Genomic DNA, 14,702 nt, shown 5'->3' with positions numbered 1-14,702 from the left:
GTGCTCTACGCGGCGTGTACCCCACGTAGAGCGGCGAATGATCATGTAAACATGATCATTCGCCCTCACCGGGGGAGTCGCTCGGGAGCTAACGGACGGCCAGCCACTCTCCTGGCGGCCTAGAGCAGGACCTGGTTGTGGTTGGACACGACCCGCGGCGGCGGTGCCTCGGCGACCGCGGCGGACTGGCCGACGGCCAGGCCGCCCAGCAGACCGGCGACGGCGAAGATGGCAGCGATGACCTTGCGCATGGGTGCTCCCCTCGTTGGCGATGTCCCACCACCATCGCCAACGCCGATGCACAAACTCTGGGCACCGGCTGGGAAGCCGCCCGCCTACTTGACCTTGTCGCCGAGCACCTCGTCCTTGCCGTGCTCTGCCAGCCAGGTCGCGATGTCGTCGGAGCGCACAGAGCTCCACAGCGCGCGGGCCTTCGCCTCGTCGAGGTAGACCACCGACTGCGAGCCCTCCATGCCGGTGCCCTTGGTCGGCACGGTCATGAACGTCACGCCACTGCCGCGCAGGTTGCGCATCCCGATCGCCAGGTCACGCATCTCGCCGGTGGTGAACTTGTCGTCGACCGAGAGGTTCTGCGTCACCGCGTTCATCGCGTTCGTCAGCTTCACCGGGTTGGTGATCGTCCCGTTCGACAGGGTCTGTTTCATCAACGAGCGAAGGAAGTTCTGCTGCCGCTTGATGCGGTCGAAGTCCCCGCCCGGCAGGTGCTTGCGCTCGCGAACGTAGTCGAGCGCCTCCTCGCCGGTCAGTGTCTCCGTACCCGGCCCGAACGTGGCGCCGCTCGCCGCCCGGACCTCCTTGTCGAACGTCATCGACACGCCGCCGAGCGCATCGGTCAGCGCCTTGAAGCCGTTCCAGTCGATCACCGCGAGGTGGTCGATCCGCAGCCCGGTGATCTTCTCCACGGTCTGGATGTAGAGCTTCGGTCCGCCGAGGGAGTACGCGGCGTTCAGCTTGTTCCTGCCCTCGCCGGGGATGTCGACCCAGCTGTCCCGGGGGATCGAGATGAGGTACGCCGACTTCCGGTCGGCCGCGATGTGCAACACCATCATCGTGTCGCTGCGCTGGCCCTTGGCCTCGAACGCGTCGCCAGCACCCTCGCCGGTCGTGCCCACCTCGGCGCGGCGGTCACTGCCGGCGAGCAGGATGTTCATCGCACCCGCGCCGGCGCCCGTCACCTTCTGCGGCCGGTCAGCCTCGGGGATGTCGAACGCGTCGGGGATCCGGTCCACCTGGTTGCCGAGCTTCTCCGAGAACAGGAAGCCGGTGAGTACGAGCCCGCCGCCGAGCAGCAGGACCAGGGAGACGAGGATCACCACGACCGTACGGGTGCCCTTGCGTCGCTTACGGCGACGAGGCGCCTGCTGGGGCGGCTCTTCGTCCTCGCGGAGCGTGATCGAGCGGAGACCGTACTCCGTCTTGTCGTCGTAGCTCATGTTCCCTAACGTCCTAGGCGCGGCTGGGATTGCGGTGGTCCAGTATGACTGACGCACTCCAAAGCGCGTTGGTTGTCCCCAGTTGGCACCGGGGCGCCCGTAGACTCGCGGGCATGTTCGAAGCCGTGACCGCGGCGTTGCTCATCGTCGCCGTTCTCGCTGTCGGTGGTCTCGCCGTTGCCGTTCTGTACCGCCTCGCCAAGGGCAGCGGATCGTGATGGCACCGTTCCAGATCCCCGCCGACCTGCACCCCGACTGCGCGCCGATCGCGTTCCTGCTCGGGCGGTGGGAAGGCCGTGGGCACGGGGACTATCCGACGATCGAGAAGTTCGAGTACGGCCAGGAGATCGTGTTCAGCCAGAACGGCAAGCCGTTCTTCTTCTACACCAGTCGCACGTGGCTGCTCGACGCCGAGGGCACGGCCGTCCGCCCGCTCGCGATGGAGAGCGGCTTCTGGCGGCCGCGGCCTGAGAACGAGCTCGAGGTCGTGCTCGCGCACCCGACAGGCTTTGCCGAGATTTGGTACGGATCGATCGAGGGCGCCAAGATCGAGATCGACACGGACCTGGTCGCGCGGACGAAGAGCGCGAAGGAGTACACGGCCGGCAAGCGCCTGTACGGACTGGTCGACGGTGCGTTGATGTACGCGTACGACATGGCCGCTGTCGGGCAACCCCTGCAGCCGCACCTGTGGGCGAAGCTCGAGCGGGCGGACGCGCCGTAAGCCGTAAGGTGGGGAACACGATGAGCGCCGAGAACACCGAATGGCAGCACGAGCTGCGAGCCCGTGGCTACCGGCTCACGCCGCAGCGCCAGCTCGTGCTGGAGGCGGTCGAGGAGCTGGGGCACGCGACGCCCGAAGAGGTGCTGACCGAGGTCCGCCGCAAGGCGCAGGGCGTGAACATCTCGACGGTGTACCGGACGCTCGAGCTGCTCGAGGGGCTGCAGCTCGTCACGCACGCCCACCTCGGGCACGGGGCGCCGACGTACCACCCGGGCTCCGCGCCGGACCACGCCCACCTGGTGTGCCGGGGGTGCGACCGCGTGATCGAGGTCGAGCCTGTGGATGTGGCGCCGCTGGTGTCGGTGCTGGAGTCGAAGTACGCGTTCCGTACGGACGTGCGCCATCTCACGGTCTTTGGTGAATGCGACCGTTGCGAGCCTGCGACGTAGAGTCTTGGGTGTGACCAGTCCGCTGCTGTCCCTCCCCGGCGCCGTTGCCGCCGACCCCCCCGACGCCGGCGTCGCCGCGCACTACGGCGACCCGATGCGGGAGCAGCGCGCGCTCGCGGAGTCGCGTACGGGTTTCGTCGACCTGTCGCATCGCGGGGTCGTGACCGTCTCGGGGCCGGACCGGCTGGACTGGTTGAACAATCTGACGACCCAGTTGCTCCTGGGCCTGCCCGCCGGCGCGTCGACGACGGCATTGTTGCTGTCGCCGAACGGGCATGTGGAGCAGGCGTACTACGCGGTGGACGACGGGACGACGTTCTGGATGCACCTGGAGCCTGGTGCGGCCCCGGCGGTGGTTGCGTTCTTGGACAAGATGCGCTTCATGGCGCGGGTCGAGGTCTCGGACCGTACGGCTGAGTTCGCCGTGGCGTGGACGCCCGCTCCGGTCGAGGGCGACACGTGGCCGGTGCGGTCGGGCGTGGACTCGTTGGGCGGATTCGAGCACTTCCTGCCGCGGGCGTCGGAGCTGTCGTTCGGAGCGCCGGCCGGCATGTGGGCGTACGAAGCCCTGCGAATCGCGGCGCGGGTGCCGCGGTTGGGCCTGGAGACGGACCACCGAACGATCCCGAACGAGGTCGGCTGGCTGGAGTCCGCGGTGCATATGGACAAGGGCTGCTACCGGGGCCAGGAGACCGTGGCGCGCGTGCACAACCTCGGCAAGCCACCGCGGCGGTTGACGTTCCTGCACCTGGATGGGTCCGTGGACACCCTGCCGGCACATGGCGCGCCAGTGGTGGTGAACGAGCGCGAGGTGGGCTTCGTGACCTCAGCGGCCCGGCACTACGACCTAGGACCGATCGCCTTGGCGCTGCTGAAGCGAAACGTGCCGGTAGACGTGGAGCTGCTGGCCGGAGGAGTAGCAGCAGCCCAGGAAGTGGTGGTCTCGCCAGAAGCCGGACTTCACGTCCGAGCAAGGATCTAGCAAGACACCACAAGAGACCGCAACACGGCAACAAACCCAAGCAGCATGCAGACCTGCCCGCGATACGGGTTCCGGGGAAGCACCACAAGCGACGCGAGCACCGCAGCAAGCCCCAGCAGCAAGGAACCTCCTCCGGGACACCTGTTCCGGGGGGAGGGGGCGGCGCGTTTGAAACTGGTGGCCGGTCCGGGGTGGGTCAAGGGCCGCTCCGCGGTCGCGAAGCGACGTCTCTCCCCTCCTGCGCGAAGCGCCCCCGGAGAGGCGCCCTTGAGGCGCCCCGGACCGGCCACCACACTCGGACGCCGCCACAGTCCCCGAGAGCTCCAAGCTCTCGGAGGGCGCCTGTCGCAACAGTGAAGAGCTGACCAAAGAAGAGCTCTCGCCACGCTGGCGCGCAGCACCTCCGCGCAATGAGGTGTGCGGCCACCGGCTCGACTGGGGTCCGCCCAGTATCTCCGCGCGACGAGAGGAGCGGCCACCCGCTCGGCTGTCGTCCGCGCAGCTGCACTGTCTGCGGGGTGCTGTCGGCGTGCGGAGTCGAGATCTCCTACTGATGGGTCGCCTCGGGAGTTTATGGGCCGCCCTCAATGTCAAGGGCGCTTCGCGTCTCGTGACAATCAGCTTGCGTGGTTGGTGTTGTTGCGTGGCTGGGGGCTGATTGCCACGAGATCAGGCCGTGGCCGGCCTGACCCTTGACATTGAGCCTCTCGGCGGCCCGACGCAGGTCGTTAAGGGCAGGCTGCGCCTGCCCACCCGTGCCCCGTGGCGACCCGGTTCGAGCAGCGGCGCTCGCGTTCCCATGACCAGCTCAGCTTCACGCACTCACCTGCCGCGGTCACACCCCGGCCATCTCCGGTGGTGGCCGTCGCCATCGTCGTTAGGGCGAAGAGTATTAGCGCTATAGCGACCAAAAGTCTTCGTGCTCATCCCGATCGGCCCTCGCGTGCTCAGCTGCCGCAGCCCCAAGGGGAGACATGCGAGGGGGGCGGCCCCCGAAAGGCGCCGCCCCCGTTCACGAGGTGTTACTGGTACTGCAAGGTCCTACAGTGCCGGCAGGATGCTGGCGGAGGCGTAGGAGATCTCCACCTTCGAGTTCACCGGCAGTCCGTGACGCGGAGACTTGATCACGACCTCGATCTGGGTGACCGTGATGCTCGTCGACGTCTTGCGGATCTTGTTCAGCGTGATCTGGACACCGAGCACGTCGATCCGGGTGTTCGGGCCGATGTCGGTGTCGAGCACCTGCTTGCCACCGATCCGCAGGTTCACGAACTTCGAACCCCTGTCCGACAGCTCCACCGGTCCGCCGGCGGACTGCTTCGCCGTGGCGACGGACTTGATGGCGTCTGCCGTGATCAGACCGCCGAGCAGGTTCACTCCGGCGAGCTCTGCTTCGACCCGCGACTTCGCGGGGTCACCCGCGGAGCCCTCGGCCTTCGTCGCAGCGCCCTTCGCCCTGGCGATGCCGCCCAGGTCACCGGAAGCGACCCGGTTGGACGACGTGCCACCGAGGCAGGGAACCGCGACCAGGGAGGTCGGGCCCGACTCGACGGTCTTGTCGAGCAGCGTCACCTTGGTGGCGAAGCCGCGGCCACCGAGGTAGCCCACCGCCGGCGGGGTCAGCTGCGCGTTAGCGCGGCCGATGGTCACGTCGACGTTGAACTTGTTCCCCAGCTGGCTGTTGGGGAGGACCTTGACGTGCAGAGCCGTCGTGGTCGTCTCGAACGTGCCGTTGGCCTTGGTCCGAGTCAGCTGCTCGTTGAGGATCACCTCGGCGATCTTGCCAACGCCGGGCAGAGCAACCTTGATCTTGGTGTTGGGCCCAACCTCGGCGTCGATCTTCTTGCCGAGGATGGTGAGGTCGGCGAGAACGGACTTGTTCTCGGCCTTCCAGCCGTCCGGCGTCGACTTCACCTTCGCCTCGGCCGTGATGGCCTTGGCGCGGATGATGCCGCCGAGCAACGAGGTGCCAGCGGTCGTGGACGTCGACTTCGTCGCCCGCGAGTCGCCCCATTCGGAAGAGTCGACCGTCGTGACCGTAGCGCCGGCCTTGCCGACCCTTCCGAGGTCAGCGGCGGCCGAGTTGTTCTTCGCCTTCTTGCCCGGGGCCGTCGTGCAAGCAAGGCTGACGTACGCCGTCGGGCCGGACATAGCCGACCGGTCGGCGTTGTAGACGCTGGTTCCATAGGCGTACGCCGTGAAACCAATCTCTGGGCCGGCCGCGTGGGCGGCGGCAGGGGTCACCGCAACCAGCGTGCCAGCGCCCACGAGGGTGGATGCCAGAACGCCAGCAAATCGGCGCCCGGCCGTACGTAGATGCATCGAGCCCCCTCAATCAGGGTGTCGGTCCGTTGGGTTCTAGCTAGCTCACCGTAGGTAATCACAAACTCACCTACTGTTCGCGAAGCCGGACGGCATGCTAGCCAGATCCAGGTCTCATGTACAACACGTGATCACGCATTCACGTGACGTGTCGCCCTGAGGGGGCATTCTGGCCCAAAATGCAACTAACCCCCTCCGGAGCCGAAAGACTACATGCTGCGAGCGTTTCGCTACGCAGGGGGAGGGGTTACCGAGGAGTTCGGGCGAGTCGCCCAGGGTAGTGACGATAGAACCAGAAATGGCCGAGATAGGCCATTTGGAGCGGCGTGTCCCGGAAGACCACGCCGGAGTCAGCCGTGGGTCAGCTGTGGGTCAGCCGTCGAAGTCGGCGATCCGGAAGCCGGTCCCGAGCAGGTCGGCGATCGCCGCGACGCACCGCGGCGTCGCCTTCCCGTCGCCGTATGGGTTCATCGCCGTCGCCATCCGCGCGTACGAAGCCTCGTCGTCGAGCAGCGACAGCAGAGCCGTCCGCACCGTGGACCGCTCCGTCCCCACCAGCCGCACCGTGCCCGCCGTGACGGCCTCGGGCCGCTCGGTGTTCTCCCGCAGGACGAGCACGGGCTTGCCGAGACTCGGAGCCTCCTCCTGCACCCCACCGGAGTCGGTCAGGACGAGAGCGGAGTCGCTCATCAGCCGCGCGAACTCCGCGTACGGCAGCGACTCGGTCAGCAGCACGTTCGGCAGCCCGCCGAGCGCCGGCTCGACGACCTCGCGCACGACCGGGTTGCGGTGCAACGGCAGCACGACCGAGATCTCCGGGTGGCTCCTGGCCACGTCGGCGATCGCACCCACAGCAGACCGCATCGGCTCGCCCCAGGACTCGCGGCGGTGCGTGGTCACGAGCACGATCCGCCGCCCGCTCTCGACCAGCGACGCCAGTGCGGGGTCGGAGTACGGGGCACGCCGCGCCACCACGTCGAAGAGTGCGTCGATCACCGTGTTGCCGGTCACGACGATGTCCGACGAAGGGATGCCCTCGGCGAGCAAGTTCGCGCGGTTCGTCGCGGTCGGCGCGAGGTGGACCGAAGCCAGCCGGCCGGTCAGGCGGCGGTTGACCTCTTCGGGGAACGGCGAGTACCTGTCGTCCGTACGCAGGCCCGCCTCGACGTGCACGACCGGCACCTTCTCGTAGAACGCGGCGAGCGCGGCAGCGAACGAGGTCGTGGTGTCGCCCTGGACGACGACCGCGTCCGGCCGGACCGACTGGATCACCGCGGAAGCCCCGGTGAGCACCCGGGTGGTGACGTCGGCGAGCGTCTGGCGGGGTGTGATGATGTCCAGGTCGTGATCGGGAACGATCTCGAAGAGCTCGTTGACCTGGTCGAGCAGCTGCCGATGCTGGCCGGTGACCACGACGACCGGCTCGAGATCGGGCGCCTGACGGAGGGCGCCGATCAGCGTTGCCACCTTGACGGCTTCGGGACGCGTCCCGTAGACGATCATGACGCGTCGCACTTTCGGTCCCTTTCGGCCAGGCTGCATGCGGGCAAGAGGGTATCCGGTCGGGCCTGAACCCCGGCCGGTCGGCTACCGTGGCGTCGATCAATCTGGGGATGCAGGGTCCTGCTAGGAACGGGAGGAACCCGGCGTGGCACAGGTAGGCAGGATCGGGGTCATCGCGCTGGCCTCTCTTGTCGTGGTCGACGTCGTCCTCGTCAGCTTCGCGATTCAGCACGTCCGCAGCGGCAACGCCGACCCGCGGACGGCTCCCACACCCCTGCCCTCGATCTCGTCCCCCGCGGTCGAGCCGTCGCGTACGGCCTCGCCGAAGCCCACGGGCTCGGCATCGCCCTCGGCGACCGCTCCGGCGACGCCAGCGGCCACCGGCCCGGTGCTGATCGACATCGGCTCGGGGGACGCCGTGGCCCGCGCCACGGTCGGCACGTGTGGCGACGGCGGCGGATCGGTACAGCTTTCGACCGACGGCGGCAAGACGTTCTCCTCCGCCGGACTGCCGGACGAGGCCGCGGTGATCCTGCGGATCGCCTCGTCGGACTCCGACAACGCCTGGGTGGTCGCGTCGTCCTCGGACTGCTCGGAGGCGACGACGTACCGCACGTCCAACGGCGGTGAGTCCTGGGACGACTCGCAGGGCTCGGCCGGCAGCTGGCACAAGGTCGGCGACCCGGCCGCCGAGGTGCACGCGCCGGAGGGAACGGTGGACGTGCCCTGCGCCGACGAGGCGACGGTCACCGGGCTGAGCACGCTGTCGCAGGAGCTCGCGTACGTGCTGTGCTCCGACGGTCAGGTCCTCCGCTCCCGCGACGCCGGCGGCTCGTGGCGCGAGCGCGGCAAGGCGGTCGGCGCCCTCGACCTGGACTTCGTCGACGAGACGTCGGGCCTCGCGGCCGCGACGGGTGACTCGTCCTGCGAGGGCGTCGCGATCATGAGTACGTCGGACGCCGGCGAGACCTGGGAGCAGAGCGCCTGCGTCGAGACCACGTCCACCTCGCCGCCCGACATCTCCGCCGCCGGCGAGCGCGCGTACCTCGCCGTCGCCGGCACCGTCTGGTACTCCACCGACACCGGCGAGACCTGGGAGCGCCGCTAGGGCGTGAGACGTCGTGGTCGCCTTACCCGGCCAGTGGCCCCTCTACCTGGCGTCCACGCCACGTAAAGGGGCCAATGATCATGTAAACATGATCATTGGCCCCCAGAACTGGGCGGGACGGGACCGGTCGAACCAACCGCGGGTCAGGCCGGGCGGAGGTGCAAGGCCACGATCCCGTTCCGGAACGTCCGGCTCTCGGCCAGCGTGAACTTCCGCGCGCCGGCGGCCTGCGTCCAGGTCGCGGCCTCGCCCTCGCCCATCACGAGCGGATAGACCAGAACCCGGAGTTCGTCGACCAGCCCGGCGTCGAGCATGGTCCGGGTCAGCTCGCCCACCCCGGACTGCACGAGCGGCCCGCCGTCCTCCTGCTTCAGTTCCGTGAGGCGCGCGACCGGGTCCGTCCCGAGCAGGTGGGAGTTGTTCCACGCCAGCGGCTCGGTGAGCGTCCGCGAGGCGACGTACTTCGTCATCGCGTTCAGGGACTCGGCCTGCGGGAAGTCCGCGGTCGGCCAGAACGCCGCCATGCCTTCGTAGGTCTCGCGGCCCATCAGCCAGGCATCCGCCGACGAGAAGACGTCACCGATGAAGGCGGTCGACTCCTCGTCGTGGTAGTCGAAGGCGAAGTTCTCGGGATGGTCCTGTACGCCGTCGAGGCTCACCTCGACGGTCACGATGATCTCGCGCATGCGCCCGATCCTGGCGACGACCAACGCCGCCGTCTTGTACCGAAGCGCGGACGACGACAACTAGGCCGCGGGCGCCTCGAGGATCACGTCGAGGTCGAGGAGCCGATCGGTCCGGATGAGCTCGGCCGGCGTGTAGCCGACCAGCTGGCGCATCGTCCGGGTCAGATGCGCCTGGTCGAAGTACCCCTCGGCATGGGTGACCTCGGCGATGGACGCCCCCGCCCGGAGGCGCACCGCCGCGGCGCGAGCGCGCGCGATATGCAGCGCCGTCCGCCGGGGGATGCCGACCGCGTTGCGGAACCGCTCCTGCGAGGTGCGGCGCGCGAGCTGCCCACGAGGGTCGTGCCACAGGTCCTCGACGACCGGGTCGTACGCCAGCAGCCCGGCGCGCTCGAGCCGGGAGACGAACACGTCGACGTTCTCCGGCGTCGGCAGCTCCCACGAGTCACCGAGGAGGTCGAACCGCCCGTTCCGCGCGACCGGCAGCGTCACGTCCTGCTGGTTGGCCAGGGTCGCCGGCCGGAACGGGCGCATGAACGCCCCCAACCGCAGCTCGACGCCGAAGAACTCGGCCTCGCCGGGCACCTCCATCGCCGTAGCCCGGGTCTCCGGACCGCGGAAGCTCACGATCGTCTCGCCCTCGAAGCGCGTGAACGCGACGCCCACGTGCACCGCCGCGAGTGACATGAACGGGGTCGGGCCCGTGCACAGGCTCGACCAGACGCGTTCGATCCGCCCGACCGGACCGGACTGGGTCGCGACGGTGATGGCCATCGCGCCATCATCGCGAAGGATCGCTCAGAGCGCCGCGATGCCCTCGCCGCCGCGGTGGGCGCGACGGCGGCCGCCGCCAGTGCCGTTGCTGTTACCGCCGCCACCGGAGGCGCCATTGTCGCGGGCGCCGTTCTGGTTCTCCTCGACGCCGTACCCGTAGCCGTACCCGTACGTGTAAGCCTCCGGCCCCTTCGCCGGCGCCATGTTCAGCACCGTGCCCAGTAGCCGCGCGTCGACCTTCGCCAGGTTGCCGATCGCCTGCTCCACCTGGTCGCCGGTCGTCTTCCCGTGCCGAACGATCAGCACCGCGCCATCGGCCTGCCGCGCCAGCAGCGCCGCGTCGGTCACCGGCAGCAGCGGCGGGGCGTCGATCAGGATCACGTCGGCCCGCTTGTCCAGCTCCTTCAGCAGCAGCTGCATCGCCCGCGACTGCAACAGCTCCGACGGGTTCGGCGGGATGGGCCCGGACGCCAACACCTCCAGGGGAATGTCACCCCAAGGCTGGATCGCGTCCTCCGGGTCGACCCGCCCGATCAGCACCGACGTCAGCCCCACGGCCGACTCGATCCCGAGGTACTCGCCGACCCGCGGCCGGCGTACGTCGCCCTCGACCAGGATCACCCGCTGACCGGCCTGCGCCAGTGTCAACGCCAGGTTGCACGTGGTCGTCGTCTTGCCCTCGGAGGGAACCGACGACGTCAGCACGATCGTCTTCGGCGACCGGTCCACGTCGATGAACTGCAGGTTGGTCCGCAGCTGCCGGAACGCCTCGGCCCGTGGTGATCGAGGCTCGATCTGCACCACCAACGGGTTGGTGGCGGCCTCCTGGTCGTGCGCGATCACCGCCAACGTCGGCGCACCCGTGCGGGCGGAGAGGACGTCGGGCGTCTTGATCGAGTTGTCCAACGACTCCCGCAGCACCGCGATCGCGACCCCGAACGCCAGCCCGAGCACCAGCCCGAGCCCCAACGTCCGGGTCGGTGTCGGCGCGATCGGCGACGTCGGCACCTCCGGCGCGTCGATCACGGTCGCCTTGATCGGCGATGGCGAGTCCGGCGACGGTCGTTCGAGCTCGGTCACGAACTTCGCGAACTGCGACGACACCGCCGCGGCCAAAGCTTGCGCGCGCCTCGGGTCGGTGTCGGTCACGGTGATGTCCAGCAGCACCGTGTCCGGAACGACCTTGGCCTTGACCTTCGCGGCCAGCTCCGACGGCTTCATCTGCAGGTTGAGGTCCTGAATGACCGCGGTCGTCACCGACTCGCCGCTCACCAGGTCGGTGTACGACTTGGCGCGCTGTTGGGAGAACAGGCCGCCCTGGTACGCGCTCGCCGCCGAGTCCTCGGTCTGCGTCACGCTCACGAACAGCGTGGTCTTCGCCGCGTACACCGGCGTGGTCCGCAGGACCAGGATCGCGGCAGCCGCGACCGCAAGGGCCGCGCAGATGGTCAGGATCAACCACTGCTTGCGGATGGTGCGCAGGTATTCTCGCAGCTCCACGGGGAGCGACCTTCCTGATCGTGAGGACACGCGTTCGTCCGAAAGAGTGTGGCATGCCCATGGGCTTGCACCACGGTCCGTCCACTACTATGCGGCTTTCGGTTACGCTGTCCAGCTTGCCCGAGCTGAGAGGGATACCAGTCTGATGCACGGGAGTGGCATTGCCCAGTCCCGTCCCTGGTACCGCGTCGCGACCGCGGCCGGCGACGCGCTCACCTGGGTCATCTCCCTCGCGGTGACGACCGTCTTCCGGTACGACGGCCAGCTCGATCGGGTGAACACGTTCGGTCTCGTCATCACGATCGTCGTCGCGGCGTCGTTGCAGCTCATTCTCGGTTTCCTCGCCAAGCTGTACCAGGGCGGTTACCGCCTCGGCAGCTTCGACGAGGCCGTGATGGTCGGCGCGGTGAGCCTGGTGATCGGCGGAACGCTGCTGGTGCTCGACCTCGCGGTCCAGCCCAGCCGGCTGGTCCCGCTCTCGGTCCCGTTCGGCGGCGCGATGGCCGCCGTTCTCGGACAGGTCGTGATCCGCGCGGTCATCCGCCGCTACCGCGAGGGCAGCAGCCGACCACGTGGTGGCGTACGAACGTTGGTGTTCGGCGCCGGCGACGGCGGCGAGCAGCTGATCCGTTCGATGCTGACCGATTCCGGCAGCCCGTACCTCCCCGTCGGCATGCTCGACGACGACCCCGGCAAGCGGCACCTGCGGCTGTCCGGCGTCCGGATGCTGGGGACGAGGCACGACCTGGAGCACGTCGCGAAGCAGACCGGCGCCGAGGTCCTCGTCGCCGCCGTGCCGAGCGGCTCGGCCGCGATGTTCCGGGACCTGCACCACACCGCGAGCCAGGCCGGCCTCGAGGTCAAGGTGCTCCCCGGTCTCGCCGACCTGCTCGCGCCGAGCCACGTCACGATCCGCGACATCCGAGACATCGACGTCACCGACCTGCTCGGCCGGCACCAGATCGACACCGACATCTCCGCGATCGCCGGCTACCTCACCGGCAAGCGCGTCCTCGTGACCGGCGCCGGCGGCTCGATCGGCGCCGAGCTGTGCCGGCAGATCTACCGGTTCAACCCGGCCGAGCTGATGATGCTGGACCGCGACGAGTCGGCCCTGCACTCGGTGCAGCTGAGCATCCACGGCCGCGCGCTGCTCGACGAGGGCGACGTGATCCTCGCCGACATCCGCGACCGAGAGAAGATCTTCTCGGTCTTCGCCGAACGCCGCCCGCAGGTCGTCTTCCACGCCGCGGCGCTCAAGCACGTGCCGATGCTCGAGCAGTACCCCGACGAGGGCTACAAGACCAACGTCCTCGGCACGGCGAACGTCGTCTCCGCCGCCAAGCACTCCGGCGTCGACAGGTTCGTCAACATCTCCACCGACAAGGCTGCCAACCCGACCAGCGTGCTCGGACGGACCAAGCGGCTCGCCGAGCGGATCACCGCGTTCTTCGCCCAGGACGGCGCGGGAACGTACCTCAGCGTCCGCTTCGGCAACGTGCTCGGCAGCCGCGGCTCGGTGCTGACCTCGTTCGCCCGCCAGATCGCCCAGGGCGGCCCGGTGACCGTCACGCACCCGGACGTCACGCGCTACTTCATGACGATCCCGGAGGCCGTCCAGCTCGTCATCCAGGCCGGTGCGATCGGCCGGGACGGCGAGGCGTTGGTGCTCGAGATGGGCGAGCCCGTCCGCATCGTCGACGTCGCCAGGCAGCTGATCGAGATGGCGCACCGCGACGTGGAGATCGTGTTCACCGGCCTGCGCGAGGGCGAGAAGTTGCACGAGGAGCTGCTCGGCTCCGGCGAGGTCGACGAGCGCCCGTTCCACCCGCGGATCTCGCACGTCACGGTTCCGCCGCTCGCCCCGGACCTGATCGACTTCGCGCACGTTCTGGGCCGCAAGGACAAGCCGGTCACGAGGCTGCGGAGCGCGCGCTCTACCCTCACTACGGGCCAAAGCTAATCCGTCGACCGTCTGTGATCTGATGACCGAACGAGCCCTAGGGCACAGCCCGAAGGCGGTGCACGTCAGCATCGTCCACCAAGCCAGCGACGTCCGCGTCTTCGTCCGCGAGTGCCGATCCGTCGCCGCCGCGGGCTACGACGTGACGCTGTTCGCGCGTTCGCCGCACCCGTTCGAGGAGGACGGCGTCCGCGTCGTGCCCGTTCCCGAGCCGACCAACCGGCTCGCGCGGATGACGGTCGGTACGTGGGGGCTGCTCAAGCCGCTGCTGCGCGAGCGCGGCGACGTCTACCACCTGCACGACCCCGAGCTGATCCCGCTGGGCATCGTGCTCCGGATGCTCGGCAAGAAGGTCGTGTACGACGCGCACGAGGACCTGCCCGCGCAGGTGCTCGGCAAGGTCTGGATCCCCAAGCCGCTCCGCCCGCTCGTCGCCGCGTTCGCGCGCCTGGTCATCCAGCTCGCCGGACGCGGCCTGTCCGCGATCGTCGCGGCCACGCCGACGGTCGCCGAGGGGTACGGCAAGGCCCGCAAGGTTGTCGTCTGCAACTACCCGCTGATCCTGGACGACCGCGCGCCGATCCCGTACGCCGACCGCACCGGCGGGCTCGTCTACGTCGGCGCGCTGTCCGGCATCCGCGGCTTCCACACCATGCTCGAGGTCGCCCGCATCGTGCACGAGAAGCGCGGCGTCGGCCTCACCCTCGTCGGACGGCTGCAGCCGGCGACGCTGGAGGCCGAGCTCGCGGGCAAACAGGCGTACGTCGACTACCGCGGCGTGCTGCCCTCGCCCGAGGCACGGCGGCTGATGGGCGAGTCGAAGGTCGGGCTCGTGCTGCTGCAGGCGACCAAGGCGATCGTCGACGCGCTGCCGACGAAGATGTTCGAGTACATGGCGGAAGGCCTGCCGGTCGTCTCGTCGAACTTCCCCCTGTGGGCGGAGATCGTCGAGGACTCCGGAGCGGGCGCCGTCGTACCGCCGAACGACCCGGGAGCCGCGGCCGAGGCGGTGCTCGCGATCCTCGACGACCAGGAGGAGGCGGCCGCGATGGCGGACCGAGGCCGCAAGGCGGTGGCGGAGCAGTACAGCTGGGAGCCGGAGCTGCGTAAGCTGCTCGACCTGTACGCGGAGCTCGCGCCGGCGCCGCAGATGAGATGACGACTCCCGACGTGGTCGAGGAGGAGACCCCCCGCGTGTGGGGCCTCGCCATCACTACGAACCCGTGGAACCACGCTC

At 69.0% G+C, this 14,702-nt stretch carries 13 protein-coding genes; 6 read left to right on the top strand and 7 right to left on the bottom strand.

Going from position 1 to position 14,702, the window contains the following annotated elements:
* Window positions 1-119: 119 nt before the first annotated feature.
* Together JOD67_RS40995 and JOD67_RS02635 are read right to left on the bottom strand one after the other, a co-directional pair.
* A complete protein-coding gene (locus tag JOD67_RS40995; protein WP_275577041.1) occupies window positions 120-251 on the bottom strand; it encodes a hypothetical protein in 132 nt (43 codons plus the stop codon).
* An 84-nt stretch (window positions 252-335) separates the two neighbouring features.
* Complete coding sequence (locus JOD67_RS02635) at window positions 336-1,454, bottom strand: LCP family protein (protein ID WP_205114620.1); 1,119 nt, start codon at window positions 1,452-1,454, stop codon at window positions 336-338.
* A gap of 217 nt (window positions 1,455-1,671) precedes the next feature.
* Between JOD67_RS02635 and JOD67_RS02630 the strand changes: the two genes are divergently transcribed.
* From JOD67_RS02630 to ygfZ, 3 genes are read left to right on the top strand one after another with little or no spacing between them, the layout of a single operon-like run.
* Window positions 1,672-2,178 carry a heme-binding beta-barrel domain-containing protein gene (locus JOD67_RS02630; RefSeq protein WP_205114618.1) on the top strand — a complete coding sequence of 169 codons (507 nt, stop codon included), beginning with the start codon at window positions 1,672-1,674 and terminating at the stop codon, window positions 2,176-2,178.
* A gap of 20 nt (window positions 2,179-2,198) precedes the next feature.
* Window positions 2,199-2,627, top strand: coding sequence for a Fur family transcriptional regulator (locus JOD67_RS02625; RefSeq protein ID WP_205114616.1), 429 nt, complete (start codon window positions 2,199-2,201; stop codon window positions 2,625-2,627).
* A 4-nt stretch (window positions 2,628-2,631) separates the two neighbouring features.
* Window positions 2,632-3,609: a CAF17-like 4Fe-4S cluster assembly/insertion protein YgfZ gene (gene ygfZ, locus JOD67_RS02620; RefSeq protein ID WP_239553698.1), complete on the top strand. Its 978-nt coding sequence runs from the start codon at window positions 2,632-2,634 to the stop codon at window positions 3,607-3,609.
* Window positions 3,610-4,650: 1,041 nt separating this feature from the next.
* On the opposite strand, the gene JOD67_RS02615 is transcribed toward ygfZ, so the two are convergent.
* Both JOD67_RS02615 and wecB read right to left on the bottom strand, forming a co-directional pair.
* Complete coding sequence (locus JOD67_RS02615) at window positions 4,651-5,853, bottom strand: choice-of-anchor P family protein (protein ID WP_205114599.1); 1,203 nt, start codon at window positions 5,851-5,853, stop codon at window positions 4,651-4,653.
* A gap of 450 nt (window positions 5,854-6,303) precedes the next feature.
* The gene (wecB, locus tag JOD67_RS02610; RefSeq protein WP_205114597.1) at window positions 6,304-7,446 is read right to left on the bottom strand and encodes a non-hydrolyzing UDP-N-acetylglucosamine 2-epimerase; all 1,143 of its coding nucleotides are present in this window, start codon (window positions 7,444-7,446) and stop codon (window positions 6,304-6,306) included.
* Between the two features lie 133 nt (window positions 7,447-7,579).
* Between wecB and JOD67_RS02605 the strand changes: the two genes are divergently transcribed.
* Window positions 7,580-8,542 (top strand): WD40/YVTN/BNR-like repeat-containing protein, encoded by a 963-nt coding sequence (locus JOD67_RS02605; RefSeq protein ID WP_205114595.1) that lies wholly within the window; start codon window positions 7,580-7,582, stop codon window positions 8,540-8,542.
* 143 nt (window positions 8,543-8,685) lie between these two features.
* Here the strand turns inward: JOD67_RS02605 and JOD67_RS02600 are convergent, their stop codons facing one another.
* Genes JOD67_RS02600 through JOD67_RS02590 form a run of 3 tightly spaced genes read right to left on the bottom strand, consistent with a single transcriptional unit; the run spans window position 8,686 to window position 11,502 of the window.
* Window positions 8,686-9,228 (bottom strand): dihydrofolate reductase family protein, encoded by a 543-nt coding sequence (locus tag JOD67_RS02600; protein ID WP_205114593.1) that lies wholly within the window; start codon window positions 9,226-9,228, stop codon window positions 8,686-8,688.
* A 60-nt stretch (window positions 9,229-9,288) separates the two neighbouring features.
* On the bottom strand, window positions 9,289-10,002 hold the full coding sequence (locus JOD67_RS02595) for a helix-turn-helix domain-containing protein (RefSeq protein ID WP_205114591.1): 714 nt from the start codon (window positions 10,000-10,002) through the stop codon (window positions 9,289-9,291).
* A gap of 24 nt (window positions 10,003-10,026) precedes the next feature.
* Complete coding sequence (locus JOD67_RS02590) at window positions 10,027-11,502, bottom strand: tyrosine-protein kinase domain-containing protein (RefSeq protein WP_205114589.1); 1,476 nt, start codon at window positions 11,500-11,502, stop codon at window positions 10,027-10,029.
* A gap of 145 nt (window positions 11,503-11,647) precedes the next feature.
* Between JOD67_RS02590 and JOD67_RS02585 the strand changes: the two genes are divergently transcribed.
* The gene (locus tag JOD67_RS02585; protein ID WP_205114587.1) at window positions 11,648-13,465 is read left to right on the top strand and encodes a polysaccharide biosynthesis protein; all 1,818 of its coding nucleotides are present in this window, start codon (window positions 11,648-11,650) and stop codon (window positions 13,463-13,465) included.
* A 22-nt stretch (window positions 13,466-13,487) separates the two neighbouring features.
* The gene (locus tag JOD67_RS02580; protein ID WP_205114585.1) at window positions 13,488-14,624 is read left to right on the top strand and encodes a glycosyltransferase family 4 protein; all 1,137 of its coding nucleotides are present in this window, start codon (window positions 13,488-13,490) and stop codon (window positions 14,622-14,624) included.
* Window positions 14,625-14,702 lie beyond the last annotated feature (78 nt).

The organism is Tenggerimyces flavus (assembly GCF_016907715.1).
Lineage (GTDB): Bacteria > Actinomycetota > Actinomycetes > Propionibacteriales > Actinopolymorphaceae > Tenggerimyces > Tenggerimyces flavus.
The sequence above is the reverse complement of the archived record's forward strand: the minus strand, read 5'-3'. Positions and strand labels throughout refer to the sequence as shown.

Bases quoted from the DNA above. Each gene is read 5' to 3' on its own strand.
- JOD67_RS02585 (WP_205114587.1), top strand. From the start codon at position 11,648: ATGCACGGGAGTGGCATTGCCCAGTCCCGTCCCTGGTACCGCGTCGCG.
- JOD67_RS02625 (WP_205114616.1), top strand. From the start codon at position 2,199: ATGAGCGCCGAGAACACCGAATGGCAGCACGAGCTGCGAGCCCGTGGC.
- JOD67_RS02580 (WP_205114585.1), top strand. From the start codon at position 13,488: ATGACCGAACGAGCCCTAGGGCACAGCCCGAAGGCGGTGCACGTCAGC.
- JOD67_RS40995 (WP_275577041.1), bottom strand. From the start codon at position 251: ATGCGCAAGGTCATCGCTGCCATCTTCGCCGTCGCCGGTCTGCTGGGC.
- JOD67_RS02635 (WP_205114620.1), bottom strand. From the start codon at position 1,454: ATGAGCTACGACGACAAGACGGAGTACGGTCTCCGCTCGATCACGCTC.
- JOD67_RS02630 (WP_205114618.1), top strand. From the start codon at position 1,672: ATGGCACCGTTCCAGATCCCCGCCGACCTGCACCCCGACTGCGCGCCG.
- JOD67_RS02600 (WP_205114593.1), bottom strand. From the start codon at position 9,228: ATGCGCGAGATCATCGTGACCGTCGAGGTGAGCCTCGACGGCGTACAG.
- JOD67_RS02595 (WP_205114591.1), bottom strand. From the start codon at position 10,002: ATGGCCATCACCGTCGCGACCCAGTCCGGTCCGGTCGGGCGGATCGAA.